Origin of the sequence: Exiguobacterium sp. s168 (assembly GCF_018619035.1) — a bacterium.
GTDB classification, from domain to species: Bacteria; Bacillota; Bacilli; order Exiguobacteriales; family Exiguobacteriaceae; genus Exiguobacterium_A; species Exiguobacterium_A acetylicum.
In genome coordinates, this window is record NZ_JACSNE010000020.1 from 22,732 (window position 1) to 49,196 (window position 26,465).

General features: G+C 36.9%; 22 protein-coding genes and 1 pseudogene. 18 read left to right on the forward strand and 5 right to left on the reverse strand.

Annotation, left to right across the window (positions count from 1 at the left end; translation table 11 throughout):
• The first annotated feature begins 134 nt into the window (after positions 1 to 134).
• Positions 135 to 902 carry a hypothetical protein gene (locus KNQ15_RS11705; RefSeq protein WP_214729599.1) on the forward strand — a complete coding sequence of 256 codons (768 nt, stop codon included), beginning with the start codon at positions 135 to 137 and terminating at the stop codon, positions 900 to 902.
• A gap of 3,845 nt (positions 903 to 4,747) precedes the next feature.
• On the opposite strand, the gene KNQ15_RS11710 is transcribed toward KNQ15_RS11705, so the two are convergent.
• A complete protein-coding gene (locus KNQ15_RS11710; protein WP_214729601.1) occupies positions 4,748 to 5,113 on the reverse strand; it encodes a LysR family transcriptional regulator in 366 nt (121 codons plus the stop codon).
• A gap of 120 nt (positions 5,114 to 5,233) precedes the next feature.
• Here KNQ15_RS11710 and KNQ15_RS11715 point away from each other — a divergent pair.
• The 10 genes and pseudogenes from KNQ15_RS11715 to KNQ15_RS11760 all read left to right on the forward strand — a co-directional run bounded on the left by KNQ15_RS11715 (position 5,234) and on the right by KNQ15_RS11760 (position 14,947).
• Positions 5,234 to 5,991: pseudogene (locus KNQ15_RS11715) on the forward strand (SDR family NAD(P)-dependent oxidoreductase).
• 138 nt (positions 5,992 to 6,129) lie between these two features.
• The gene (locus KNQ15_RS11720) at positions 6,130 to 7,563 is read left to right on the forward strand and encodes a hypothetical protein (protein ID WP_214729603.1); all 1,434 of its coding nucleotides are present in this window, start codon (positions 6,130 to 6,132) and stop codon (positions 7,561 to 7,563) included.
• Positions 7,564 to 8,691: 1,128 nt separating this feature from the next.
• Positions 8,692 to 9,768, forward strand: coding sequence for a hypothetical protein (locus tag KNQ15_RS11725; protein WP_214729605.1), 1,077 nt, complete (start codon positions 8,692 to 8,694; stop codon positions 9,766 to 9,768).
• A 646-nt stretch (positions 9,769 to 10,414) separates the two neighbouring features.
• On the forward strand, positions 10,415 to 11,203 hold the full coding sequence (locus tag KNQ15_RS11730) for a ParA family protein (protein WP_214729607.1): 789 nt from the start codon (positions 10,415 to 10,417) through the stop codon (positions 11,201 to 11,203).
• Positions 11,187 to 11,873 (forward strand): DUF3102 domain-containing protein, encoded by a 687-nt coding sequence (locus KNQ15_RS11735; protein WP_214729609.1) that lies wholly within the window; start codon positions 11,187 to 11,189, stop codon positions 11,871 to 11,873. The genes KNQ15_RS11730 and KNQ15_RS11735 overlap by 17 nt, the downstream gene beginning before the upstream one ends.
• Positions 11,870 to 12,649, forward strand: coding sequence for a ParA family protein (locus KNQ15_RS11740; RefSeq protein ID WP_214729611.1), 780 nt, complete (start codon positions 11,870 to 11,872; stop codon positions 12,647 to 12,649). Before KNQ15_RS11735 ends, KNQ15_RS11740 begins: the two co-directional genes overlap by 4 nt.
• A complete protein-coding gene (locus KNQ15_RS11745) occupies positions 12,646 to 13,455 on the forward strand; it encodes a hypothetical protein (protein ID WP_214729613.1) in 810 nt (269 codons plus the stop codon). The genes KNQ15_RS11740 and KNQ15_RS11745 overlap by 4 nt, the downstream gene beginning before the upstream one ends.
• A 25-nt stretch (positions 13,456 to 13,480) precedes the next feature.
• The gene (locus tag KNQ15_RS11750) at positions 13,481 to 14,089 is read left to right on the forward strand and encodes a hypothetical protein (protein WP_214729615.1); all 609 of its coding nucleotides are present in this window, start codon (positions 13,481 to 13,483) and stop codon (positions 14,087 to 14,089) included.
• Positions 14,090 to 14,112: 23 nt separating this feature from the next.
• Positions 14,113 to 14,556, forward strand: a complete 444-nt coding sequence (locus tag KNQ15_RS11755; protein WP_214729617.1) for a hypothetical protein — start codon at positions 14,113 to 14,115, stop codon at positions 14,554 to 14,556.
• Positions 14,557 to 14,605: 49 nt separating this feature from the next.
• Complete coding sequence (locus KNQ15_RS11760) at positions 14,606 to 14,947, forward strand: hypothetical protein (RefSeq protein ID WP_214729619.1); 342 nt, start codon at positions 14,606 to 14,608, stop codon at positions 14,945 to 14,947.
• A 161-nt stretch (positions 14,948 to 15,108) separates the two neighbouring features.
• Here the strand turns inward: KNQ15_RS11760 and KNQ15_RS11765 are convergent, their stop codons facing one another.
• The 4 genes from KNQ15_RS11765 to KNQ15_RS11780 form a co-directional block, all read right to left on the reverse strand.
• Positions 15,109 to 15,864 (reverse strand): hypothetical protein, encoded by a 756-nt coding sequence (locus KNQ15_RS11765; RefSeq protein ID WP_214729620.1) that lies wholly within the window; start codon positions 15,862 to 15,864, stop codon positions 15,109 to 15,111.
• Positions 15,865 to 16,131: 267 nt separating this feature from the next.
• The gene (locus KNQ15_RS11770; RefSeq protein ID WP_214729622.1) at positions 16,132 to 16,374 is read right to left on the reverse strand and encodes a DUF1883 domain-containing protein; all 243 of its coding nucleotides are present in this window, start codon (positions 16,372 to 16,374) and stop codon (positions 16,132 to 16,134) included.
• Between the two features lie 37 nt (positions 16,375 to 16,411).
• Positions 16,412 to 17,716, reverse strand: a complete 1,305-nt coding sequence (locus KNQ15_RS11775) for an N-acetylglucosamine-6-phosphate deacetylase (RefSeq protein ID WP_214729624.1) — start codon at positions 17,714 to 17,716, stop codon at positions 16,412 to 16,414.
• Positions 17,717 to 17,843: 127 nt separating this feature from the next.
• The gene (locus KNQ15_RS11780; RefSeq protein ID WP_047392317.1) at positions 17,844 to 18,008 is read right to left on the reverse strand and encodes a hypothetical protein; all 165 of its coding nucleotides are present in this window, start codon (positions 18,006 to 18,008) and stop codon (positions 17,844 to 17,846) included.
• 186 nt (positions 18,009 to 18,194) lie between these two features.
• Between KNQ15_RS11780 and KNQ15_RS11785 the strand changes: the two genes are divergently transcribed.
• The 7 genes from KNQ15_RS11785 to KNQ15_RS11815 all read left to right on the forward strand — a co-directional run bounded on the left by KNQ15_RS11785 (position 18,195) and on the right by KNQ15_RS11815 (position 26,446).
• A complete protein-coding gene (locus KNQ15_RS11785) occupies positions 18,195 to 19,085 on the forward strand; it encodes a Cof-type HAD-IIB family hydrolase (RefSeq protein WP_047392321.1) in 891 nt (296 codons plus the stop codon).
• Positions 19,082 to 19,687, forward strand: coding sequence for a YczE/YyaS/YitT family protein (locus tag KNQ15_RS11790; protein WP_214729626.1), 606 nt, complete (start codon positions 19,082 to 19,084; stop codon positions 19,685 to 19,687). Before KNQ15_RS11785 ends, KNQ15_RS11790 begins: the two co-directional genes overlap by 4 nt.
• 17 nt (positions 19,688 to 19,704) lie before the next feature.
• Positions 19,705 to 20,676, forward strand: coding sequence for a LacI family DNA-binding transcriptional regulator (locus KNQ15_RS11795; protein WP_047392325.1), 972 nt, complete (start codon positions 19,705 to 19,707; stop codon positions 20,674 to 20,676).
• A 39-nt stretch (positions 20,677 to 20,715) separates the two neighbouring features.
• Positions 20,716 to 21,474: a hypothetical protein gene (locus tag KNQ15_RS11800; protein WP_047392328.1), complete on the forward strand. Its 759-nt coding sequence runs from the start codon at positions 20,716 to 20,718 to the stop codon at positions 21,472 to 21,474.
• 473 nt (positions 21,475 to 21,947) lie between these two features.
• Entirely contained in the window at positions 21,948 to 23,435 is a 1,488-nt protein-coding gene (locus KNQ15_RS11805; protein ID WP_214729628.1) for a glycosyltransferase, read from the forward strand.
• A gap of 57 nt (positions 23,436 to 23,492) precedes the next feature.
• Positions 23,493 to 24,359, forward strand: coding sequence for a UTP--glucose-1-phosphate uridylyltransferase GalU (gene galU, locus KNQ15_RS11810; protein ID WP_214729629.1), 867 nt, complete (start codon positions 23,493 to 23,495; stop codon positions 24,357 to 24,359).
• A 62-nt stretch (positions 24,360 to 24,421) separates the two neighbouring features.
• The gene (locus KNQ15_RS11815; RefSeq protein WP_214729630.1) at positions 24,422 to 26,446 is read left to right on the forward strand and encodes an acyltransferase family protein; all 2,025 of its coding nucleotides are present in this window, start codon (positions 24,422 to 24,424) and stop codon (positions 26,444 to 26,446) included.
• The last annotated feature ends 19 nt before the right edge of the window (positions 26,447 to 26,465 follow it).

Sequence of the window (26,465 nt, forward strand, 5' to 3'; positions counted from 1 at the left end):
TATTTTTATTTTTAATAATAAATGATAACAATCATTAAAACCAATTTAATGCTAATTAATCCTTTTTTTGAAAATAAGTGAATAACTAAAAATAATGGTAGTATACTTTTATATAGAATTTGGAGGTGCTTTTTTTGTTGGATTTATTTATTGAGCATTATAGAAATAAAGTTACCAAATTTGTAGAGGAAAATGATATTACTTTTCCTTTAGCACATGAGGACAAATTTACACAACGAGTATTTAAATATTTAATCTACATTTCACTACCTTTTATTTCACTTTCTGCTATCGCCTACAATTTTGCGACAGAATATTTAAAAGATACTACTTATTTTTTTATGACTTTTATAATTCTTTCAGTCATCCACATTGTGGTTTCTTTGTATCTAATTATTAGAATAAGAAAATTAACTAAAAAGTTTGGTATAGACAAAAAAGAAAAAAAGAAAATTATACAACTTGAAATGGTAAGATTACTATCTAAGGATTTCATTATAGATAAATTAGACCAACATAATGAACAAATCGTATATATTAAATTTGATAATCCGAAAGAATTTGACGAGTTAAAAAAAGGTTTTGAGAGAAGGCTCTCAAAACACAAAAAAGATCTGAGTTTCAATTACTCTTTAATGTCAATTGTAGTTTCATTTTTTATAGCTTTCTCAAACTCGTTGGGTGGTAATAATGGTGATGATACTAAGAGCTTAATTTTGCTAATTATGATACCTTTTGTTGCTAGTTTAGGTATAGCAATTCATAATTTTTATAAAAACCATTATGTTAAAAATTATATGCCTATCGAAGAAGAATTAGAAGATATTATTGACTTATTACAGGAGGTTATTATATTAAAGACTATTTCTGAAAATAGTGACTATGTTTTAAAGACTAGTTGATTAGTCTTATAATAAATATACTTAATTAATTCTTTATAAAATTCGTAAGTCCTTTTTGTTAGTGGCAGTTCACATACCTCTGCTACCAATTAAAAGGACTTTTCTATTTCAATTATTAACTATTTTTTGTAGTGTTATTCGCCATAAATTTTGATATAAATTATTTTAAATTAATTTTCGTGACAAAAATCATTGGCATTTATTTCTTTAGGTAAAATTAATTTCAAAAGTACGCATATCAAAACCTTTTATTAAAATGACCTTTCATTTGATCTATTAATAACATCGAACTCAAGTTTTATTTAAAACTTGAAGCTAGTGATTAATCCATATGATTAGTCAAATTATAAAACTATTCTTTTTAATTCCTTTATTCTTTTTAATTCCTTCTATTTTTCCACGATTGAAGTAACCCCAATCACATTAAAATAACATACATCATTATTTGTTTCATTACACCTTTTCCTTTATTCATAGATGCTTTCCAAATACGAATTATGACTATTGTAAACGTTTCTCGAACTCCCTTGAATAATGATGATCACTGCCATTTACGATGTTTATTAAATCCTTCTCTACCATTTTAATAACTAGCAACGTTGAATTTTTCGACTGGATTTCTTCTAGCGATCAGATACCATCTTCAATTATTACCATTCCAAGAACTATTCCAGATGCGGCTTATTAAGTGTCTTGACGAACATGTTCGATTTCCAGATAAGTAGACTCTTGAATACACTAATACTTAAAAGGATGCTCTCATAGAACTGATTCTCAAAAACGATCTCTTCGAGTGGATGAGTGAATTCGTTCTTAAGTACTAAGACGAGCGGAAAGAAGTCAACTTCTGCTACATATGATTCGACAGACTCAATGTAATCTAACGAGGTATTCTTCTTTATTACAGTAGCCCCGAGAAAGGCAATGATCAGTGATTATGATTTAGAATACTTTGTCGAGGATTACCCGTTTCGCATGATGCTCCTGGTTCTTTAATAGTCGTCCGGTCATATTCATCCAGAGGATCAGATGCTGTTTGATAAGGATTAAGTCGTTCGAAAAGATGAGTTGATCGTGTTACGCTGTCAAGCTCGAATAGTGTTCTCGAAACGCAAACTTATTGTCGCCCCGGTATCAGAGCTGCAGTCAGTCGTTACTTGTCATACGATGTGATCGCCTGACTGATGATATTCACGAAGCCTTTGATGCATAGCTGTCATCAGTCAGGTCGGACTGTATTACTATCACCTGTCACGCTTCTTGGTTCGTCCGATTCCCTTCCTTCTTCATCCGAACTGTCGTTTTCCATCCATGGATACCCCTCATTAAGTCTGAGATCTATCTGTAGTTAAACTAATACCCCTGCCTCGTCAATGCGCGCCCGTCTGATACGAGCATAACAGGTCGGCGGCGTTAAAATGCCTTTGTTTTCATGTGAAGAATTTGGTTCTCATACAGCTTCAAACTGTTACACTTCATAACCGCCATACTCTACTAATGAATCGGCATGATGACAGTTCCTTCCTCGGTTTTTCCCTTCAGCTGCTCCTAGAATTACTTAACGAAATCTTTAAGCTCCTTCTCCGATATAAACTACAACTTATCCTCGATGAATATCTACGACCTTGCTTATCCGTTCGGAACGATAATAGGATAAAAATCATTTCTTTATAAATCGACGATATATTTGACATACCTATTAAAGCTTCTCAATCCATTCTAGGAAGTCGATAGTGTCCAGGGATATCAGCTCATTCGACGTCCGTTCTGTGTCAGGTTAATCGCAAGGATAGAGAGCACTGGTTTTCCGGTTTCCATTTGGAAAAGTTCTATTTCATCCTTCAATAATTCCACCATGCGTCTCGCTAAGTTCATCAGCCATTCCTTACTCCTTTTGAGACCTAAGTTTATTCCGTATTCTCTCAATATCTATACATCTTCTAGGTCTCTCTATGAGTTCGTGTAATAGCAGGTCGTTTTTGTTCTGTTTCGTCTTCGTCCCTATTATATCCTTTCATCGATGGTCTGATCTCTTTGAAGGAGGACCTTTACCCATCCATCGATGAAGCAGTTGTCTTTCGGGTTGCGAAGCGGACGTCGGGCAACGTCAACTCACACAGTCACATGGACATCTTTAGAATCACGATGTACCGGGTAAAGGACTCCGTTCATACCTCTTCTTACCTTCTTCGTGCCAAAGGATACATCCGTCTTCTGAGGGTGCCTTATGTTTTGTACATATTCACCGGTTTACTATCAGACAAGGTAAATGGATTACGCCGTATATTCATGCCTCCATATCATTTGTAATCTATTGTCCCCTGAGATATGTACGATCTATATCTAAATCACTTATAGAAATGAGTCACATATTCCGACAGAAACATCCTTCCGATGAATTTCATTTCGAATTCATATCAGTTCGTGATTTGGTCGAGGAAGCGGCTTCCATCAGCTGTCATCAATAGGATCATTTAGAAAATTACTTCCGTTCACTCTATTCGATGCTGTCTCGTACGTCGAGGTGGATACCGAAGCCTATCTCCGCGCATCTAAATTGCTCGATTTTGGATTGTCCCTCCGATCTTGAGGATTAGTCTCATCGCTTCTAGAAACCTTACCTCGTGAGGAGTTCCTTAGCTTCTCGATGGCAGCATGCTTGCGGTGATGTCATGTGTTTTATCGGTTTGGCTTTGATTCCACCTTCTTCATGGGCTAGTTGAGCAGGATCTCCATGCTGCGTACACTTTACATTCCTGGAGGCACCATCTACTATCGGAACCGGATACGAACTCACCATTCTGTCGAAAGACTTCCTGTCTTTACATGTCGAGGATGGCGAGGCGATTTATGACTCCCTCGTTTAGTGAGACGATATTATTTCTTACCCTCAGCCGAGCAAGTGCTTCAAATCATCAAGAATATCGATATATCTATCGGAAGAATTGGCATGACTCCTCTCCAGCAAAGACTCTTTCTTCCGATACGTATATGCGAGTTACATGAAAAAAAGTATACCTAGGCGTATACTTTTCAACAAATATGAAATGTCTAATGGGAAGTGTAGTCGTTCGAGTACTTCTTGAACGACATTTTATTGACCACCCTAATTCCATGTATCAATCCGTTTTTACAGCCCACTCTCACATCATTCCGACTCTAAAAGAGCCGAGAATTCTAGAAGAAATGAACCATATTCGAGAGACGTTTCACGTGAAACATCTTTCGATATGGTCACTCATCTTTTTTTAATCAACACTTATCATTCCTCTATCACCTTCCAATCAATTGATTTGACATGGTGCTGGAGATGAGCGCCTTTTCTTAGTCTCACTCGTTTCGTTAGAGAATTGATGACATATTCCTGTCTTCGATACAAGCTAGTGTAAGCTTCTGTGATAAATTGATTGATATTTTTTGTTATGGTACGTGAAATAAGGAAAAAAGTATGTGCTGGCGCATACTTTTTTCCTTATTTGATGAGCAACTGTGAAAACATCTTCTTCGCCTTTCTACTCACAAAATACACTCATTTTCTTAAAAGTTAGTTTCTAAATCCAAATCTGGATAATCGTTCCGGATACATTAACGATGTCATTGACTCATGTGTCTAGTAAGTATTAACTTTACGAAGCGAATGAATTTATGTATATTCTCGGTACGTAAACGTAGTGTCACTATGATGATGAGTGTCGGGCATCCATCTTCTTCAAACTTGAAGTCCTAATGTGACAAGATTACTATATCTTAAGATAAACTAGGTACGCACTCTTAGCGTTCTTCGTTGAATAATCCATTGACAAACACGCATCAATTTCACCATAGAAGAGCATTTCCTGCAATCGTTACCTGTCTTGTGTCTTCATCGACACACCAATCTTATTATTATCTTTCATGAAGAGCAAAAAGATTTTGGGAAGCATCGTCGCCGATACAGTCTGTGTTGCACCGATGACCAAGTATTCTATCCATTTATCTTTATTGATTGAAGATTTCGCATCCTGCATCAACTTCAGGATGTCCTCAGCATATTTGTACAGCTTAGTTCCTTCTTTCGTCAATTTCACTCCACGATTACTCCGAATCAGTAAATGAGCAACTAGCTCGTCTTCAAGAATCTTCATCCGCTGACTGACGTTCGATTGAACATAATCTAATTTCTCAGCTGCTCTCGAAATCGAATGTAGATCTGCTACAGGCTTGAAAATCAATAAATCCTGGGTCTCCACTATCATCATTGATTTCTGATATCACTTGTAGTGATATCTCGTTCATTATCAACAATGATACTCTCTTCTCGAATAGAAGCATAATGATATCAATCACATAGAATGAGAGAAAGATATTCATTAAATTTGAAGGATAAAGTAGCCATAGTGATAGTAGCTGGATCAGGCATCGGTATGCGACAGCACTCCGTTTAGCTGCCGAAGGAGTAAATGTTATTGCCAATTACAGTCAGTCTGAAGAAGCGGCATTAGAGGTCGTAAAAAAAATTATGAACGATGATGGTGTGGCAATTCCTTACCGAGGAGATGTCTCAATAGAACACGAGGTTCAGTATATGGTCACCCATACCTTGATGGTGTTTGGAAAGATTGATTTTTTGGTGAACAATGCAAGCATCACGTCACAGATTCCTATGAATGAACTGGATGAAGTGACGGGAGACGTATGGGATTCTCTCTTTGCTGTTAACGTAAAGGGCATGTTCCACTGTGTAAAGGCAGTCGTACCACATATGAAAAGACAATCCGCAGGTGCAATCGTCAACCTTGGGAGCGTAGCGGGAGTGAACTGTATCGGATTTTCCATTCCTTATGCAGCCACTAAGTTAGCTATTCATACGATGACACGCTCACTTGCTATCTCACTCGCACCTGACATTCGCGTTAATTGTATCTCTCCAGGAGCTGTCGCCACACGTTGGTGGGCTGGGAATGAGGAACGGATGCATGGTTTAGCAGGTAACCTTTTCTTAGAGAGAATCTCCACGCCGGAGGATATCGCGGGTGCTATTCTATTCCAGTTGACACAATCGTCCATAACGGGACAAGTCTTCGTAATTGATAACGGCCAAACGCTCTAAAGTTTAAATATTATAAGATAGATCTAAATCGATGTCTTTTTTCAAAAAGTGTGCGCCGGCGCACACTTTTTATCTAATTTCCCCACTCCTCTTAAGACATGCTATGCTAGCTATATCGAATTAAGGGGGCGATGCATTATGGACTCTACCTCATCCGTCCAACATAGACAACTTGTTGTATCTCAAGCAGCAAAGACATTGCTCGAGAACGATGTTACCGAACAACTAATCTCCATCGATATCATTGATGTCGAAGCCTATGTCAATCAACTCTATGAAGAATATTATGAATTTCAAAATGAAGAAGATGTTTATACCAAACTCCGTTATTATTCTTTTAAGAAATTAAAACGGCGCTGGGTACGGGCAGCCGTAAAAAACTATGTAGAGAATAAAGGTCCGATGAAAGAACTACGAGGACTTCATAAAATGTACCTCGAGTATTGGGACATTGCGGGAAAAGAAGGATTTCAGCGAAAGTTCTCAGCTGATAGTGTTGAGAAATTAATGCAAGAACACATACAGGAACTTGAGGAATGGGCGGAAAATAATAACTTACTGATCCATACGTATCCGCACTGGGGACAAAAAACGAAAAATCAACAAACGACAACGATGCGGACCGATATTCTAATGGTTATTGGAGAGGTTGCGAAAGAATTAAAACGCGCACAACCAAAGGCACACATTGCCACTTCTACATCGATTACAGTACCGTTCTTTGGAATCGCTGATCGCATGAAAAATACGACGGAAAAGTTCAATCATGGAGAAGGCATGTTGACTGATTTATCTCTCGACCTTCATGACTACTCCGCTGTCGTCCCTAAATACAAACAAGGGATTCCAACGAATTTGTCGGTTCTCGTCAGTAATGAGTTTCTTGCAGAACTCGACGGAAAAGTCCCGGATCTTGATGCCCGTGATTTTGAGGCTTTTAATGAAATTTTGTCGTATCGCGATGTGACGTTTCAAACGAGTCGAAAAATCGTATTTCCGATTTCAAAACTTGTTAAAAAGATTTACGGAAACGATAGTGGTAAAAGCTATACCCTTACAACACAACGTCTTGTAAAACTCGGTTATTATCGCGTAGCCGTTAGAAATGAGGAAGGAGACCTCTCAATTTTTGGTCTCTTCTCCTCTGTTAAAATTAGTAATGCTTCTTCTGTTAAACGGGACACGCAAATTACTGTCACCGTCTCAGAGGAAGTCTATGATGATTTATTAAAACAACAGATTATCAGCATCTATGGAGAACAAATTGAGCGATTAAAAGGAACGTTCGCGTATCATTTATCCTTTGTGCTTCAAAAGGAACGACTCAACTCTTATCAGTTAAACGAAGCAATGCCTGCGAAACGGCATTGGCGTCAGTTTACGCATTCAATTCGATTTAATAAGAGTAGAAAAGCAGAGAATCTGAAAGAGCTTGAAACTAACTTGGATCGTATTAAAGAACTTGATTTTATCATTCAAGATTGGCATCGGTCAGGAGACTACTATTTCTTATACTTCCACCCCTTAGAACGCTGGGAGCATGATGATCGCCGTAATGCCCTTCTCCTATAAGGAATATCGAGTAGATCAATAGAAAGTAGTCTTCTTACATCATCAATAGATTCAAATAAAAGAGCGCACGAGATCATGAATCTCGTGCGCTCTTTTGAATATTACTTAAGATTATCCATGAAAGAAACTTTATAATCATAAATGATCGTTTATCTTCTTATGCCTAACCTACATTGTCTTTGTCCTGTTAAATCGAGATTAAATATCATGTAATGCCACCAACGATAAATATGGTCGCTCTATAATCGCTTCACAAGCAACACAATAATTAAAATAAGCAAGAATTCAGTACTCATCCATTTTTATTTACTTATCGCTAATCACATTTATATATTTAAATAAATGGTCATAATAAAGATTTATAAAGTAGTACCAACATGAATAGTCATATATGCAGAAATAAGCATAAATACAGAACATATGTTCTTATTTTAATTTTCTATTTTCTTCTCGTTGTAAGAACTCACGCATAATTGGATGTCTTATTATCCAGATCATCCATTGATCGTATATGTCGAATCGTGTCGGAAAACGACCATTTTTCAAATTCAGACGTTATTTACCGGACTGAAACAGCACTTTTTCTTATATTTTTAGCATTTTTGTCGGATATGACCGTACCGAAACAACACTTCATCGATTTAGGTCGTCGATCACCGTACCAAAACAACAGTTTTATGTTTTTGGTCGTTGATTCCCGTACCAGAATGACACTTCTGCACTTTAGAACACTTTTTAAAAATTATTTTAAAACGGCTATCTTATCCATTTGGTCGTCATATACCGTACTCAAACAACACTTTTAGACATATTAGTCGCTCAATCCCGTACTGAAATGACACTTTTAATCATTTGGTCGTTAAATACCGTACCAGAATGACATATTGCATCGCTACATGTATGAATTTACTCAAGAAAAACATCTAGAAAGCGCATCATATAAGGATTTCCGAGATTCTGGTCGTTTTTGACCGTACTGAAATGACATCTTTTTTGTATCTGAAAACGGCTTCAGATCAACGTTTATAGTACATTGGTCGTTTTTGACCGTACCGAAAACGCGTTTTGACAGTTCCTTTTCTGAACAGGATACTAGTAATAATAGTTCAGAGTAGGGGAGGTGTAGGTATGTCATTTCAACATGAAAATCGTCACGTATTGGTCGCTAATAAATTACTGATCGCGATGAGTGGCTTAACACGTTGGACAAAGCGTCAAGACAGTTTCTTATATGAACAGCATCACTATAACATTCCAGGACCTTTCCTGGCATTAAAGTGGACAAAATCTCGCATTCGTCATTTGTTGACGCTTTTATCGCATTGCGATGATCAAGGCGTTCTCTCATTGATGGAAAGTGAAGCATTGGCTCACTATGCGCGTACGTCAGTTCGATCGTTACACAATAACCTACGCCTTTTTGAATCGGCTGGACTTATTCGTTATTCGATTCATTTCTCTGGAGTCGTCACCATTGAACTCGTAGATTATCTCGAAAACTACCGTGACCTTTTCGAAGAAGGGGGTACGTATACATCGAAGACCGGTTATACGTCTCTTTGGTGTGGGATGGTGCGCCAACTGATGGATATTGAACATGTAAATATCCTTCGCGTCGCTTTACGTGCTCTTGTACAAGTAGAACGGGACGTGAATGTCCAGTCTCAGGAGAAGGCAACTTTAACCTATGATGAAGTACGCGGATTCCTTCCACGTTACTGTGGACACCGTTTGGCTGTAAAAGGCATGATCGATCAACTATCGCAGTTCTTTAATGTGCATTTGGTTGAGAACACGAAAGACTTCTTATCTGCTGTCAAAGAGAACGTCTCGCTTAAGAAGCGCATACATACCGTAACACGTCCTTTAATGTTTCACGTGAAACTTGAAGACCAAATTAACAGCAAGCGCATCCGGGAAGCGGAACGGGCGAGTACGTTGATCAGTTGGTTCAACCTGCGAGAAGTCGCTCGTGACTTCGTAGACTTCGATGCATTGGAAGTTCCGCAAACCTCGCTGCAATCGCTAAGTGATACGTACGGATTTGCTGCTTGTGATGAAGTTATTCGTTCGATTCGAAATGATTTCTATCAATACGGCGGACGTCTTGAAGATGCAGAACTCTATCGCCTCTTCTTTGAATCACCAATCCTCTATCTAAATGAACGACTCCGAGTCGTATCGGAAAAATTGGCCATTGCATGATGGTCTATTTGTCATGCTTTTTTTTGAAAATAGTCGTGAAAAGACAACAAATCCGCGTCATTTTAAGTCTTTTTGGTCGAATTCATCCTCATGTTACTCATTTCATTGATTTATTTAAATACAATTTCAATATGCCATACGATTTAGGAAAAAAAACAAATTTTATTGTTAAAAAAAAAGATTGTTAAGTTATTTACTCAACAGATTCTGAACGAAATCATTGCATGGAATCATAAAAACAGCGCTTCTTGAATTTCTACAAATTGTGATGTTCGTTTCCCGAATCGTAATATGTCTTGTTTTTGTTGGTATTACAGGCTTGAGGAGGTGAAGCCTTTTTCTAATTCTTATTAATTCTTTATTAATCTTTTTAATCTCTTCCAATGTGTTAAATCATAATAATCTGGTAGATCACGGCTTATTATGATGAAGAATAAAATTAAAATATGGAGAAGCATTTTAAAAGCGTAGACAAAACAATTGAGTAGAAAAGCTTAAATAACCTGTAAACATTTCGATATCGAAATGTTTACAGGTTATTTAGTAATGTATACGTAAATTATTATCTATATCATCTTTTGGATGCTAATAATTATTGAAATTGTTATATGTATGTGCCATGATGAATGAAGAAAGGGGAGAGATGATGAATATTATGACGTTTTACATATCAAAAGGAGGATCTGGTAAGACAACCTGTTCACTTAATATGGGTCATGCTCTTGGAGAACTCGGGTATCGTACGCTTCTTGTTGACTTAGATCCGCAGGGATCATTAAGTAAGTTAATGCTGAAAGAGTCGGATACGATTCAATACATGACGCTTTACGACGTCCAAGCGAAAGGATTAGCGATTGAAGAGATCTTATTTGATGATGAAAAACATAACATTAGTCTTCTTCCCTCCAATGAACGAAATGCACGTTTAATTAACTTAATATCTGAACAAGATAAAATTTTTCTATTAAAGGACTTACTATTTCCTCTTGCCCATGAGTTTGATTGGATCATTCTTGATTCAGTTCCTTCAATCAATGAATTATCAAAAGTAGTCTTATCGTGCGCAGACGAGGTGGTCATTCCATTCATGCCGAAAAAGCTTGTCTTTGATCAGTTAGGAAGTACGGTTCGAACGATTCGACAAGTGAAGAAGTATTATAATGCTTCTCTAAAGCTAACAGGGATTATGCCAGTCGCAATCGATCTTGGTTTAAAAGGGGATCGCGAATACGCAGAAGCGATGGAACAATTGGCAACAACAGAGCAATTACATGTGCTCCCCTCTGTACGACGCGCTGCTTTTATTGAGAAGGCAGCAGATAGCGGAAAGAGTGTTTTACAGTACAAGTCGAAAGAAGGCTTGGAACTGGCACAGCCGTTTCGTGAGCTAGCACTCTTGATGACAGGAGGTTCGAAACATGAAAGCACGGAATAAACAGATTCATAAAGTAAGACCGCAAGAGCAACATCCTTATCGGAGTGGATTGACTGATCTGAGTTCTGTTGTTCAGAAGTTACCGGTTTCCCGCGATTTAGAGAATCTCGCAGTCGAAATCAAGGAGTTAGCTAAGATTCAAACGATCTCTGTTTTCGAGATTGGTAAGCGTTTGTCGATTGCTAAATCAGAAATGCATGATCAACAAGAATGGCGCACGTTTTTAGAAGTCGTCAACATGTCAACTTCACTCGCCTCTCGCTATGTTAAGGCGTTTGACACCCTAGAACCATTTGAAGAACAACTCCAGACGTTACCGGCATCCAAAGTATTCGAACTGATGTATGTCGATGACCTAGAAGATGTCGTTTTAAATGGTTTACCTGTAGAGGAAGGACGGAAGTCATTAGAGAGTGCGACAGTACGAGAAATTCGTGCTGCTCGATCAACGATAGCGAAAGTAAAAGTAAAGTCGTTCCAGCCACTCGCAGCGACATCGACGGTTCTTTCTACACGAGTCCCAACAGAAACATCGGAACAGATTCATGTGCTAGCGCGTGCTAAAGGACTCAGCATTAGTGAATACATTTCAAAGATGATTGAAGAGACCATTCAGCGGGATATTATAGAGGATCAGAGTGAAATCGTGGAAGGAGAGAAGAAACAGTGAAGAAAATTGCCTTATATAACCGAAAAGGTGGCGTCGGTAAATCAACGACCACGATTAATCTCGCCCATGCGTATGCTCGACAAGGATTACGCGTTCTCGTCATTGATGCGGATGACCAAGCTTCGACGACCAATGGACTAGGGTTAACGGATGATTACGATGGAAAAGTGTTGCTCGATTGTTTGATTGAAGAGCACGATCCCTCATATGCACCGATTGAACAAGTCATTGTCACTTGTGAATATGAACTAGGTATCATTCACTTAGTACCCACGCGCCGTTCTGCTTCTCCTACCGGACTAACGAGTCAGATGGGATACGAATACCGTTTGATTGAAGAACTAACGCGACTCGAGGACTTGTTTGATATTTGTTTAATTGATTGCCCAGGATCGACGTCGGCTTTAAACCCATATGCGCGTTGTGCCCTTGTAGCTCAAGACCGGATCGTTATGCCGGTACAGATGCAGAAATTCTCAATGGATGCTGTCTATACGGCACCAGAAGAGTTGGAAGAAATGAGAAATGGATATAAAGAAGACATTCATATATCAGCATTCATTCCAACGATGGTCAATGCACGTTCTAAAGGAGATATGACGACCGTTGACGAGTTAAAGGAGTTAGGGGAGGAAGTTGGTATTCCCGTACTGACAACGATCCCATATATCGTAAAAATTCAATCCTTACAACGAGAAGCACGTCCTGTCCTTGACCATAAGAGTCCAGCAACAGATGCCTACTTACAGTTAGCAGAGGAGGTACTCTCACTATGAGCAGTCGACGTAAAAAAGGACAAGCAACATTCAAAAGCTTTCAGAGCACAGTAGCTGAAAAACCTATTCAAGAAGAGGGAACAGAAGCATTACGGGAAGAGCAAGTCGAAGCGGTGAAGAAGTTTGCTGCGCCTACGATGTCAAATCCGTATCAGTCGCTTCCAGCTGTCGGCTTATCACGTGTGCTATCAAAACGTCTTCCGGAAGACATGGAAGGTATTATTCAGTACTACAATCACATTGATACAATCCAAGCGACAAGTTTTGTTGAGAAGTGTCGTATTTTAGCACATGCGAATGAAGTATTTCGTAATGCTGACACTAAAGAAGCGTTTCAGCAGGAACAAGGAAGTTGGAAAGAATTTTTAAATCAAATCGGAATGTCTCATCCTCAAGTCAATCGGTTCATTTCATTCTGGAACATATTTGGACCAACAATCTTAGACAAAGCGATTCAACAGGACTTCAGTGCTTCTAAGTTAGCTGAATTATTAACTTGGCCAGAGGATCCAAAAGTCGCGCTACTGGAAGAGCGGAAGTATAAAATAAATGATGGGGAGTTCACAGTCTACGAAATGACACGTGAGCAATTGCGTGAAGTGAAAAAAATATTAAATGAACGAAAAGAACAAAACGTGATTAATGCAACTCCTGTACAGCCAAAACCAGCACGTGTTCATGTTGATTTTTTAGACAATGATGATCCACTCTACACGAGTCTTAAAAAGCAATCCCGTGATCAAGGTGTAAAACCAGAGCAAATCATTCGAATTGCATTGGAATTGTATTTCAATAAGAGTTTGTAAACAAAAAAATGTGGAGAAAATAATAATGAGAAATCAAATAAAAAAAATTTTAAATGAACCTAAAACATTGATTTTTGGATTTCTAATCTTTCCAACTCTAATTTCTGCATCTCTTTCTATAACAAAATTATTTTTTACTGACAAAAATTATTGGAGTACTTTTTTCATGTCATTTATAGATTTTTCAAGTTATTTTTACTCTTTAAGTAGTTTAATCTTAGTCTTCGTTTTTTATCGCAAATACTCTTATTCAGATCACTTGAAAGATAGTTATCGATTGAAGTATTTAGAAAGTGATGGTGAAATAGATTTTTTAAGTGCAGTAAAATGTTTATATGAATCTTTAATAAATAGCAATGTTATTGGTACAGAATCGGATAATAAAATAAGAGAATCATGTATAGTTATTAAAAATATTTATAATAAAGTTGTAGAACTAGAAAATGACACTTATTTAAAATCATTAAGATATGAAATTAAAGATATCGTAAGCTTGATTAATGAGCTGAAAATAGAAACTAAAAAATTAGACCAAGTTCGTTTCTTAAACGCAATGGGAAAAGGTGATAAAGTTTTAAATTTAGAACGTAAGCTTGCATCAATTATTCAAGATATCGAAAGTAAAAATAAATAATCTAAAAAGGAGTAGTACTTGATATGAGTATTCGAAAAAACGAAATTGAGTCTATTGAAAAAGTGAATAATAATTTAAGTCTATATGAATGGAATGTATTAAAAACTGATGTATCACCACCTAATTTCTTATTTGAAGTTTTAATTGTTCCCGAGGGAGCTGAAAATTTAGGGGAACTATTTTATTCTGAGATAAAAGATAAATTATATGTAGTGGTTGGATCTTACTCTTCAAGATTTTATTTTGATGAGGATAGATATACTATGGAAACTAAATATTTTATTTCATTTTTACTTTCCGACAACTATGATACTAAATGTTTATTTACTGTAAATGACCGTGAATATTGGAAATACAAGTCTAAAAGTAGTGTTGTAGATGAGAATTTACTTGAACAAATGTACAAAAACATATTTAGAAATATTTATGAAGTAGACGATATTCTGAATAATTTTTTACAAGATTAGTTTTTAAATTAACATTTGATTATATTACTAAGTGAGAGGATAATATCTCATGCTAGACGTAAAAAATTCGCGATATTTAGAAGATCTGTTAAACGAATTGAATCGTCTGCAAGTAGGAAATTCGAATTATCGTCAACAGACCGCTCATAAGCTAGATTTAAGTCGGCATGTTATAGCACCTGAATCTTTACATGATCGTGAAACTGCCCACTACTATGTTAAAACTGCTCAGTTGCATGAAGATCAAGTAGAAGACGTGACTAAAATGATGAGTTTGGCAGCACAGCGTGCTTATAATACAACGGAGAGCGCATTCTCAGTGGATATGAAAGTAAAACTAGAAGAAAAACGTAATCGGTTTAAAGTATTTGGTTTACGTGTTAAGTCCTAATTCATCTTCTGTTAAACCTTAAGAAATGATTAAACGAAGTAAAATCATACAAAAAGGGATCTTATTTATTCTATTGAGAATGTAAGATCCCTTTTTATGTGTTGTAAAACCGAGAAGCAAGGTAAACAGGCCGGTTGAGGAATTAGATAGTAGTATAAACATTAGTCATTCTCGTTTTTAAAATGTTGTTGAGTTCGCTCTCTTAAAACAGCTAACTCTACTTGTTCTTGCAACCGTCGTTCAAATGTTTCCTGATCACGCTGAACAATTGCTAGCTCTAACAATAATTTACGATTTTCTTCTTCTAGTTGCTCCGCTCTGTGACTTCGTGTTTTTAACTCATCCACCAAATCGGCCAACGTTTTATTTTGTCGATATAATTGATCTCGTTCTTCTTCTAACTTTGTAATCGTACTTTCCATGTGAAAGACATTCCGCTTTAGAGATGTTATCTCTTCTTTGTTCGTCACTTCAAGGCGTTCTCTTTGCTCCTTTGATTGTGCCAAAGCAATTTCAACTTGTTCCAGTTTATTTTGAAATTCATCGATTTCTTGCTGATGGAAAGACGTTTTTTCCATGTACTCTGTTTCCAAAGCTTCTTTTGTCTTTGCGACGTCTGCTTCTAAATGTGTTACCGCTTCTAAATGACGCGATTGGATCCGCTGGTTTTCATGTTGAAACTTTTCAAGACGTGCAGCTCGTTCTTGAAAAAGAAGAGTAATTTGCTTGAGCGAAGATTCTAACACAGCATCTTCTTCACTCAGCTTTGGATCGATTACTCTTTGCTCTGCTAATACAATAAATTCTTCGAATAATTGATTTGTTGTAATTTGACGTCCCTTTAAAAGCTCCCCAATTTTTTCGGTGACTTCTTCAGATAGACGAAATGATTTATTTTTCATTTCATTGGATGACATATCTACTACCCCTTTTAACTTAAATTGTATGTTGTCATTATAGCATGGGCGATTTGGAGGTACTTTTAATAAATCGTCTTAAAATATAAGAAGAACCTTTGAATAATTCAAGTGTAAGTATAGAGTCTCATTCGCTGAATAGCTTATATTCTTTACATTGTCGATTAGAAAAATATAAGTTCATATTAATAAAAGAGATCATATACATTTCGACGTCGAAATGTATATGATCTCTTTTGAATATACCTAATAGAGTCTTGCACGTACTTAACTTGTGTGAAATTTATATCTATAGTTTGAATCTTCTACTATCAGATACCAATTTCCGGCACCCTGTACAGTAATTGATAAGGGAGATCTATTATAATATCCTCCATGGTAATTAAATCTTCGTCGATTGATATAGTTTTGATAATTTATTGAATCAACTAAAAATACATTTGATGCATTAGTTAGTTCTACATCTACCCTTAATACATTGTTTGTATACTTATAAGGAATCTGTGCCATAACATAGTTCACCTCCTTTGATAATTCTTGAGTCACTTTAAACTAATATTGATTCTGGATTAGTAGTCGTAAGGTGAGTTCTGGTTTTAGTCTCATCGACAAAACTGAACGGTACGATTTCTCGAGACTTTAGTTGGTTTGAGTGGTGTGCTTCACGAAGAGGCGTAAACGACGTTAACTTCCAAATGTCTGATTCGTTGAAACCAATCGATCGAATATTATGCATGAGCCGATCAATTGTATATGATCCTGCAGCCACATAGCCTTTTCCTTGATACCATAGATTGTTTTCCCCGTTTTTCTTCAGTTCCTGTCCACACATGACATCTGTATCAATTCGATCCGTCATCGCAATAATATTACTAGTACCTATTAATTCCACTACTTTGCGTACAACTTCTAAATCTACGTGTTCACTATCAAAGTTCATACAAATAGTAATGTCTCCAGTAGCAGCAGCTTTGATCAAAGTCCCTGGAACCTGACCTACTTTTTCACAAATATTATCAAGCGACCAACTTTGAATTTCTGAATTATATAACTCTTGCAATCTGACTTTCTTTTCTTCCGTTGTTCTCCATGTATGCTTAAAGTTTAACGGCATATCATTAAACAAATGATCTGTAATCACTGGAGTAGAATCTATAAATGGAGTTGCCTCTTGTGCAATTTTAATGACTTTTTTTATTAATTCAGAAGTATAAAAAGGATCATTTTTTTGGAAGTGTCCTAATGCTGGTTTGATCCCGTTCTTGACGAGTGTCTCAACAATCCACTCAATAGTCGGATGATCTTTCGTGATTTGTTCCTTCAAGTAAGAGTTATCAGTCATAGCATCAGGCGAAAGAACGGTATAGATCAACCCTAATTCTCCGCAAGAGGCAATTTTAGTCCACTCCTGTTTTGTTGGTGCCCAGTTTCCTTTGGCGGGAGTTCCAGCAAAACTAGCTAAAAGAGGACCTTCCAGTGAAATACCTAGGATATTTGAAAGTTGTCCAGAGGACTTTTTTAATGCAAAGTCATTCATCATCATATGGAACAAGTCAAGCTGGTGATGTGGCAGAAAAATAGAGGGGACGCAATAAATTCCTTCTTCTTCAGCTAACATATTTACTTTGTCTAAGTCGAGTTCGTCAAGATTACTAAAATCATAATCACCAATTCCATGACAATGAAATTCGACAGGTAATGAAGAAACAAGATATGAACCTGATTTATTGTATTGTCCTTTTTCAAGAATTTCATAGCGTTTCCAGTGATTATTCTCTAACTCTATGTTTGCTAAGTGCATGGTAGCATCCACTTGAAGAAGTGATGGACTATTAAATGTTGTTTTTGACATGAGGACTCCTCCTAATAAATCGTTTCCTTTTTTTATACTTTCTAAATTTCTTTAGAGAGTACTATCGAAGAATAAGATATGAAACGCGTCCCAGGTCAATAGAAAAAACAAAAATTCCAAAAAATAATTATTTTTTGGAATTTAAATGTTCTTCGAAGGTCATTATTCTTTTATCAAGCTCGATTAACAATTGATTTAACTGAAAAGCTTGCAACACTTCCATTTGAATCATAAGAGGAGCATTTTTTTCATTCAACCATTTAAGTACAGCCAGTTCTTCAGTACTGAACATAGCATTTCACCTCCTTAAAAGGATCACTGGTAATAACGCCGCTTTCGTTACTCTTACCAGTGATGAATACACCTTAGTCTATGAAATGCATTTCAGGTCAATCCTTTTTTTTATCTATTGCTCTGAAACGCGTTTCAGAGATTAAGATAAATTTGAATAGAAAAACAATTGAAATGGAGGATGGATATGAAGTTATTTGCGATTGACTTAGATGGGACACTTTTACATTCAGATCATACAATTTCTAAGGAGAATGTTTTAGCAATTAAGAAAAGACAAGAGCAGGGAGACTTAGTACTTATTGCGACAGGACGAGCTTCTTTTGACGCACAAAATATCTTACGCAAACATCACATATTTGGGTGTCCGATTATTGCTTCGAATGGAGCAGAGTTACAGTACAAAATAGATGACAGAGTACTTCGAAATAACACCTCAATGGATAGGCAGACGAGCGAAAGAATCTTACGATATTTAAGCGAAGAAGAGGTCTATGTTCAAATTTACTTAGAAGACAAAATCTTATTGGAATCAGAAGCCACTGATATCTTGCTTGCTAAAATAGAAAAAGAGCGGGTACTAAATCAATCTTTCAGCGCAGATTTATTCCTCCACTCTATTCAGGCACAGCTAACACAATATGGCGTAGAATATGTCGACTCTATTACCCCCAATGACTTATCGTGTGTTATCAAGTTTATGATTGTTTCGCCAAATCAAGGTCTCTTAAAAAAAATAGAGCGAAGGCTTTCTCTAATCAATACGTGTTCGATTTCTAGTTCGGGCGTATACAATTTAGAAGTAATGTCAGTAGGAATTAATAAAGGATCGGCACTTATTAAAGTAGCAACTGACTGTAACATTGAATTAAGTAACACAATTGCAATCGGTGATAATCAAAACGACTTATCGATGTTCCAGATAGCAGGAAGCAGTGTAGCGATGAAGAACGCTGAAGAGTCTATCAAAAGCATTGCAACTTATGAAACATTAGATAATGAGCATAGTGGTGTCGCCCATGCTCTAAATGATTATCCAGCTAATTTACTCAACCAATTGAAGCGAGCTAGTGTATGAATCGACGACGAAAGTGGATGATGTATTTAGGCGGGTTATTAACACTCTCATTTGGCGTTGTGCTTATGATCAAAGCGAGCATGGGAATAGCACCTTGGGATGCACTGAATGTCGCATTGGAAAAACATATTGGCATGAGCATCGGCTTTTGGGTATTCGCTGTGGGTAGTGTACTGATTGTTATCAATGGTCTCATTAAACAAGGAATGCCCAATCTGCTAGGTTTTATACCTGTTATCATTATTGGTCTGTTGATTGATGGATTAAATGCTCTTCTTACAGGTCGGATAGATATAGATAGTCAATTTTCTGGTTGGTTTTTATTTGTTGCCGGTCTATTAATACTGAGTTGTGGAATTGCTTTGTATATTCGTTCGTCCTTACCAGCTGTTCCTAATGATGAATTTATGATTGAACTCAGTAAGCGAACGGGCTGGAGTTTGGCAATAACAAAGACATGTGGAGAAGGTTTAGCCTTTTGTATTGCTTTTTTATTGAATGGACCGGTAGGTGTTGGAACATTGGTTGTCCTTTGTCTTTTAGGTGTTTTGATTGATGTAGCATCTCGCATTTTTGATATGATTAAAATACCTAAATATTGACACAAGAAGGGAATATAATGGCTAACATAACAGAAATTGCTCGCTTGGCAAAGGTATCACGATCAACGGTATCACGTGTTTTAAATAATCAGCCCTATGTAACTTCGCAAAAAAAAGAAGCTGTTTTAGAAGCCATTCGTTTGCTAGATTACGTTCCGAATCGGAATGCAATCAATCTATCGAAAGGAAAAACGAATATCATCGGTATCATGGTTCCGCAAATCAATCATCCTTTTTTTAATCATTTAATCAGCGGAATGGGCGAGATTTGTGCGGATTTGAACCTTTCATTACTTGTCAATCAAACAAACAGTGATCCAGAAAGAGAAAAAATATCGTTTGATCAACTGCGATATAAACAAATTGATGGACTAGTTATTGCTTCGACCGTAAGTTCAGCAACAGAACTGTCCGAAATTAATAAATACGGTCCGATAGTATCTTGTGAGTGGTCGGAAGGCGATCATGCTCAGGTATACATTGATCACTCGAATGGGATCGAACTAGTAATGAACCACCTAAAGGAAAAAGGTTATCAAAGTATAGCGCTATGTTTAGGAAATCCAGATAGTGGTGTCGGTAAAAGTCGAAAAAGCGCCTTTGATAAATTTATCGATAATAGTAATTGTACGCATTCGCACGAATGGTACTTCGAAAAAAGATATAGTTTTGAGGACGGAAAGACTGTCATGAATGAACTATATAAACTATCTGCTCTTCCGAGAGCTATCGTAGTTGGGAATGACTATGTGGCAGCAGGAATTATTCATCAAGCAAGACTGTTAAAGATAAGAGTTCCTGAAGATCTTGCTGTAACTGGATTTGACAATCAATCGATTGCTGAAGCCCTACATATTACCACTATCGATCAGCCGATTCATCAACTAGGAATAGAAGCAGTTAAAATGATGGATAGTTTAATTAATCATCGACATAAAGTTGAACAAAACACGTTGAGTCTTCGATTAATCATCAGACAATCTACTTAAATATGAAAATAAAGTATGTGTTAAAGGAGAATGCATTAGATGAGAAAATTGATTATTTTTCATAAAAAAAACTATAAACCGAAACTAGCAAAAAAAAGAATGCTGACAAAAGAATTTGGTATTAGTGTTTTTTGGATTTTAGCTTTTGTTGCGAGCTTCTTAAGCTTGCCCTTGTTAGCTGATAGCATTTCTGTAAAATATCTTTGGATTATACCTATCGTATCGTTTTTAGGAACGTACATCTATTTCACTCATTTAGAAAGAGATACAGAATTTTTTGTAAATGATGATAGTGTGTACAAAGAAAAGTTGAAAAAATTTTTATTCGGTATCAACATTGTCAACAGTGCTCAGCTTGATATAGTAATCAAAAATATAGTAGAAGAGCGGGAGGATAGTCGTAAACAACTGGGAATTACTTTGCCTTATATACTTGCTGGCGTGACCTTAAGCACTATCATTTTAAATAAAGTTCAGATATCTAATAAAGACTTCATTCTATATTTTATCGGTTATTTAGTTGTAGTCTTCTTTATTCATATTGTTCTGAAAGTGTGTGAGCCCTTCTTTAATTTGTATGCAGACAATGTATCAACTCTTATTAATTTTCTAAAGCAAATTCAAATAGAATGGTTAGACGATCGTCCGGTCGAAGCACTCTCAAAAAACGATCAATACGAAGCAATTGAAAATTTCGCTGAAAATGAATCTAAAGAACTTCCCGTTTCAGTTGAGATTGATCATGTTATAGTTGATAATCCAGAAACACGTGCTACAAAATCAAATCCATTAAATTAAATCGAAACTTCTACTCAGTGAGGCTAAGAAGACTTTTGTATTTAACTTTGAATCAGCATCTTTTAGTTGGATATTCTAGCATTTAAATGTCTTACTATTTGAATGCGTTAAGAAAGTCAGAAAAAAAGCTATTTTTAGTTCATATTTGAAGTTTATTTTATTCTTTAAGACCTTATTCGAGTGGAGATTGTGCAACTCGTATAAGGTCTTTTATATAATTCAGTTAAGACATGTAAAACAATTATAATTTCATCCTTACACTATTCAAGCAAAAGTATAAATGAGTGTTTTTGGCTTGCTCTTATACATTAAAAAACGAATGAATAAAAGAATAGGACAAAAAGTCGGTAAAGTAATTGACTTGATTATAAAAATGCACACATAATTAACAGTTATCGTTTTTGTATAAAGTGATAGGTCGAGTGCAGAAACGAATATAGATACGTAGATACAGAGAGTAAGGAGAAAAGAGAATGCTATACACCATCACATCAACGTTACCTCCAAAACATGGGGGAAGAACGAAAGCTCTTTTAAGTCGGATTGCCTTAATTGAAAATGAATTAAATGAATACTCTACTATTGTCACGACCAACTACAATGCCAATTATCCAACCGTTTACGACCAGTTTCGTAAAGACGGTAAGGCTGGTTCACAATTGAAGTTCGAAAATTTGTATGATTGGTTATCTGGATATCAACTATTTAAGATTCCGACTAGTCGATTTCTAAATAAAGCGATTAAGGTGACAACGGATCGTTCAATGCCAGGATTAAAAAGTGTTGAAAAAGGTGATATCGTTCGCTATTACGATCAAGACAGCTATGTTTTATATCGAAAATACCAGCCAAATACAAATATTTTAGAGATGGAAGACTTCATGAGTGAGGTTTCTCGTAAGAAAACAGAACGCTGGGAATACAATGCTTATGGAGAATTACATCGGAAAATTATTTACTCGCCAACTCATCACGGAAAACTCGTTGAAGAATTTTATGATACTGCTGGTTCAATTTACTGTAGAAAATTCTACAGCGATGAGGTTAAACCAAATCTTATCTTGATCAATTTGTATCGAGATGGTCGTATGATGAAATCATTTAAAAAAGAGAAAGAGCTCTTTGCATATTACTTCAATCATTTATTTAAAGATGAGGACATTGTGTTCGTCGATGCACGATTGTTGGATCGTCCAATTTTAGATGTTACTGCAGATATCAAGCGAGTATTTGTTCTTCACAATTCACACTTAGATGGTGAAGAGTTAAAACCTTCTTATAAAAGTGCATTGCTAGAATCTGAAAAAATTACACGATACCTTGTGCTTACGCAACATCAGAAAGAAGATATTTTAGCACAATTCGATATCCCTGAAGAAAAGATGGCAGTCGTTCCTCATTTCATACAGCCAGAATCAAATCCAGCATCTGTTTCTATCAAAGATCAGTTTTGCTTCATTGGACGTTTTGGATTACAAAAACAAATGGATCACTTACTCAAAAGCTATGCCCTATTCAAAGAGTCAGGGCATGAAACAAAGTTAGTTTTATATGGCATGGACGAACAAGGACAGTTGGCGATGATGGTAAAGTTAATTGATGAATTAGGCATCCGAGAGAGTGTCGAAATTCATAGCTATACAGAAAACCCAAGTCAAGTATTCCGTGAATCCAAAGCTTCGCTATTAACGAGTGAGTTTGAAGGATTTGGTCTGACTGTTATGGAGAGTATCAACGTCGGGTGTCCGGTCATTTCATATGATGTAAAGTATGGTCCACGTGAGATCATTCGCCATGGTGAAAATGGCTATCTCGTTCCAGCAAATGATATTGAGGCGTTTGCTCAAGCGATGGTTCACTGTGTAGAACATCCACTTCAAGATGTCCGGACACAAGAAACGTTGTTCAAGTCGACAGCGGTTCAAAATTATGACCAGTTAATCAAAGAATTAAAAAAATAATCGATCATCATTCAGACTAGTTTAGAGTGAGAGACAGAGTATTTCGAGGAGATTACCATGAAAAAGATTACTAAAGCAATCATCCCAGCAGCAGGACTCGGTACACGCTTTCTTCCAGCTACGAAAGCCATGCCAAAAGAAATGTTACCAATCATCGACAAACCAACGATTCAATACATTGTCGAGGAAGCGGCGCGAGCGGGAATTGAAGATATCATCATTGTCACTGGAAAGCACAAACGTGCAATTGAAGATCATTTTGACAATCAAGGTGAATTAGAGGCTACTTTAGAAAAAACGAATAAGCTTGAATTACTGGAGAAGGTTCGCTTTTCGACAAACTTAGCAAATATCTTTTATGTGCGACAAAAAGAGCAAAAAGGGCTAGGACATGCTATCTTAACAGCTAAACAGTTTATCGGTGACGAACCATTTGCTGTGCTACTTGGTGATGATATTGTTGATTCGGAAGTACCGGCGATTCAGCAACTGATGAAAGTCTATGAGCAGACGGAGAAATCGGTTATTGGTGTTCAAGAGGTAAAAGCAGAAGATACATCGCGCTACGGCATTATTGATCCGAAAAAACAAGAAGGTAGACTTTACGATGTGAACAAATTCGTCGAGAAACCTGCTCCAGGAACGGCACCTTCAAATCTTGCCATTATGGGTAGATATGTGCTCACACCAGATATTTTTGCTTATTTGCAAAACCAAGAAGAAGGTGCAGGAGGAGAAATTCAACTGACAGATGCGATTGAACGATTGAATGCTGACAATCAAGTATATGCTTACGATTTTGAAGGCAATCGTTATGATGTTGGTGAAAAACTAGGGTTTGTTAAAACGACGATTGAATATGCGTTGAAAGATGCAGAAATGCAAACAGAACTCAAAGCGTTCATTAAAGGATTAAATCTATAAAAATGAATTTGTAAGTGGAGGATCATAGGGGAACTCTTCATTCATTTCAGGGGGAACACTACATGAACGAACGTAACTTAAAAGAGCCGGGGCTGCAGAAGCGCATTGACATTGAAAGTAAATTTAGACCAGAGATTGAAGGGTTACGTGTCGTAGCAGCACTTCTCGTTGCGATTTACCATATTTGGTTTAACCGCGTCTCAGGAGGCGTTGATGTTTTCTTCGTCATCTCCGGATTCTTAATTACAACATCAATCATTTCGACAATCAATCGAACGGGTGAATTTAAGTTTCTTCCGTATGTGACGAAATTGCTTAAGCGTTTGTTACCTTCCGTATTATTTATACTGGCGGTCGTATTAATCTTAAGTACCTTCCTTTTACCAGAGTCCATTCTTGGGAAAACGATACGAGAAGTCGTCGCGTCGATGTTCTTCTATCAAAACTGGCAATTAGCAATCTCGAGTACCGATTACTTGGATGCTACTCAAATGAAGTCTCCAGTCGAGCATTTTTGGGCTTTATCGATTCAAGGACAATTCTATTTGATTTGGTTCGTGTTGTTCTCCTTCATCTTATGGATGATGAACAAATATCAGATCAAGTCAATTAAAACCGTGATCAATATGATCTTGGGCGTTTTATTTGTTACGTCATTGTCGTATTCGATTTATCTGACTGAGGTAAATCAACCATGGGCGTATTTCATTACGATGACGCGTGTGTGGGAATTTGCGTTAGGTAGTTTACTGTGTATCAATCTCTCAGCAATCCGTGTTCCGAAATGGATTGCAGTGATCATTGGTTGGCTAGGACTTGTTGGTTTAATTGCAACGGGTATTCTCTTCAACGTGTCACAAATGTTTCCAGGATACATCGCACTGTGGCCAATGACGTGTGCTTTATTTATCGTTCTTTCAGGAACGCAGGATACGCGTTTCAGTCTGAAGCGTTTTCTTGGCTCTAAACCGATGGTTAAGCTAGGAGGCATCGCTTTCGGTATTTATTTATGGCATTGGGTGCTGCTTGAATTTTATCGCTATAATGTACAACAAACACCAGGTCTTTTGATGGGTACGCTTATTATCCTATCTTCTATTGGCTTATCCTATTTAATGACGGAGTGGATTGAAAAACCGATTCGAACAGCTACGATAAATCGAATTGCCTTTAGAAAACTAGGGGCGATGATGGGAATAAATATTCTCTTGATTGGTTCATTACTGGGCATGTCATACATGCAGGAGCAAGAATTGAAGAAGCAAGTGAGTAGTGATCGCTATCCAGGGGCTATGGCGATCGAGAACGTATTAAATGTTCCGAAAGAAGACCCGTTTCCTTCATACGCGAATGTCTTCAACGATTTACCGCTTGTTCATACAGATGGAAGTAACCAAGGTCTGAAAGAGACCGATGTCAAAGTTGGTGAATACGGGAAAAAGAAAGACTATAAAGCAACCATCGCGCTTGTCGGTAGCTCACATTCGGAGCAATGGTTTGGTGCCTTGCATGAAGCCGTCAAGGGAACAGATATCCGACTCATCAACTTAACACGATCGGGAACACGCTTTTCGACGGGGTACGAACCAGACTCACTAAAAGGGACTTGGAATCAGAATGTCCTCGATTATTTAAAAGATGCTGATGTTGATTTGATTATTTCTCACGTCACGGCAGCGGATGCTTCAAAAGATCGGATTCATCAACAAATGATTGATCAAATGCAATTTGTGAAAGATGAGTACGGAATCGACGGCTTAGCATTACGTGATAATCCACGATATGACTTTAACGTTCTCGAAGCTCTCGAAACTTCCAGCATTGAGGACACAACGAAAAAAATGAATGATCAAGATAATCAAACGGATGAAGCGTTTTGGAAAAACTTCGAAAAAACGAATAAATCACTCTATAAAATGGATTTGACACGCTATTTCCACGTGGAGGGTGAATATCGTCCAGTTATCGGGAATGTAGTCATTTATCGCGATAATAGTCATATGACAAACACGTATGCGAAAAGTTTCGGACCTCTATTTAAAGAAAAGATTAATGAAGTCTTAAGTGAAAAATTAGGTAAGAAGTAAGAAGTGGATAAATGATTAG

What these genes read in the sequence shown, in the direction of transcription:
- KNQ15_RS11720 (WP_214729603.1), top strand. Translation starts at nt 6,130, where the DNA reads ATGGACTCTACCTCATCCGTCCAACATAGACAACTTGTTGTATCTCAA.
- KNQ15_RS11725 (WP_214729605.1), top strand. Translation starts at nt 8,692, where the DNA reads ATGTCATTTCAACATGAAAATCGTCACGTATTGGTCGCTAATAAATTA.
- KNQ15_RS11730 (WP_214729607.1), top strand. Translation starts at nt 10,415, where the DNA reads ATGAATATTATGACGTTTTACATATCAAAAGGAGGATCTGGTAAGACA.
- KNQ15_RS11735 (WP_214729609.1), top strand. Translation starts at nt 11,187, where the DNA reads ATGAAAGCACGGAATAAACAGATTCATAAAGTAAGACCGCAAGAGCAA.
- KNQ15_RS11745 (WP_214729613.1), top strand. Translation starts at nt 12,646, where the DNA reads ATGAGCAGTCGACGTAAAAAAGGACAAGCAACATTCAAAAGCTTTCAG.
- KNQ15_RS11750 (WP_214729615.1), top strand. Translation starts at nt 13,481, where the DNA reads ATGAGAAATCAAATAAAAAAAATTTTAAATGAACCTAAAACATTGATT.
- KNQ15_RS11755 (WP_214729617.1), top strand. Translation starts at nt 14,113, where the DNA reads ATGAGTATTCGAAAAAACGAAATTGAGTCTATTGAAAAAGTGAATAAT.
- KNQ15_RS11760 (WP_214729619.1), top strand. Translation starts at nt 14,606, where the DNA reads ATGCTAGACGTAAAAAATTCGCGATATTTAGAAGATCTGTTAAACGAA.
- KNQ15_RS11765 (WP_214729620.1), bottom strand. Translation starts at nt 15,864, where the DNA reads ATGTCATCCAATGAAATGAAAAATAAATCATTTCGTCTATCTGAAGAA.
- KNQ15_RS11770 (WP_214729622.1), bottom strand. Translation starts at nt 16,374, where the DNA reads ATGGCACAGATTCCTTATAAGTATACAAACAATGTATTAAGGGTAGAT.
- KNQ15_RS11775 (WP_214729624.1), bottom strand. Translation starts at nt 17,716, where the DNA reads ATGTCAAAAACAACATTTAATAGTCCATCACTTCTTCAAGTGGATGCT.
- KNQ15_RS11780 (WP_047392317.1), bottom strand. Translation starts at nt 18,008, where the DNA reads ATGTTCAGTACTGAAGAACTGGCTGTACTTAAATGGTTGAATGAAAAA.
- KNQ15_RS11785 (WP_047392321.1), top strand. Translation starts at nt 18,195, where the DNA reads ATGAAGTTATTTGCGATTGACTTAGATGGGACACTTTTACATTCAGAT.
- KNQ15_RS11790 (WP_214729626.1), top strand. Translation starts at nt 19,082, where the DNA reads ATGAATCGACGACGAAAGTGGATGATGTATTTAGGCGGGTTATTAACA.
- KNQ15_RS11795 (WP_047392325.1), top strand. Translation starts at nt 19,705, where the DNA reads ATGGCTAACATAACAGAAATTGCTCGCTTGGCAAAGGTATCACGATCA.
- KNQ15_RS11800 (WP_047392328.1), top strand. Translation starts at nt 20,716, where the DNA reads ATGAGAAAATTGATTATTTTTCATAAAAAAAACTATAAACCGAAACTA.
- KNQ15_RS11805 (WP_214729628.1), top strand. Translation starts at nt 21,948, where the DNA reads ATGCTATACACCATCACATCAACGTTACCTCCAAAACATGGGGGAAGA.
- galU (WP_214729629.1), top strand. Translation starts at nt 23,493, where the DNA reads ATGAAAAAGATTACTAAAGCAATCATCCCAGCAGCAGGACTCGGTACA.
- KNQ15_RS11815 (WP_214729630.1), top strand. Translation starts at nt 24,422, where the DNA reads ATGAACGAACGTAACTTAAAAGAGCCGGGGCTGCAGAAGCGCATTGAC.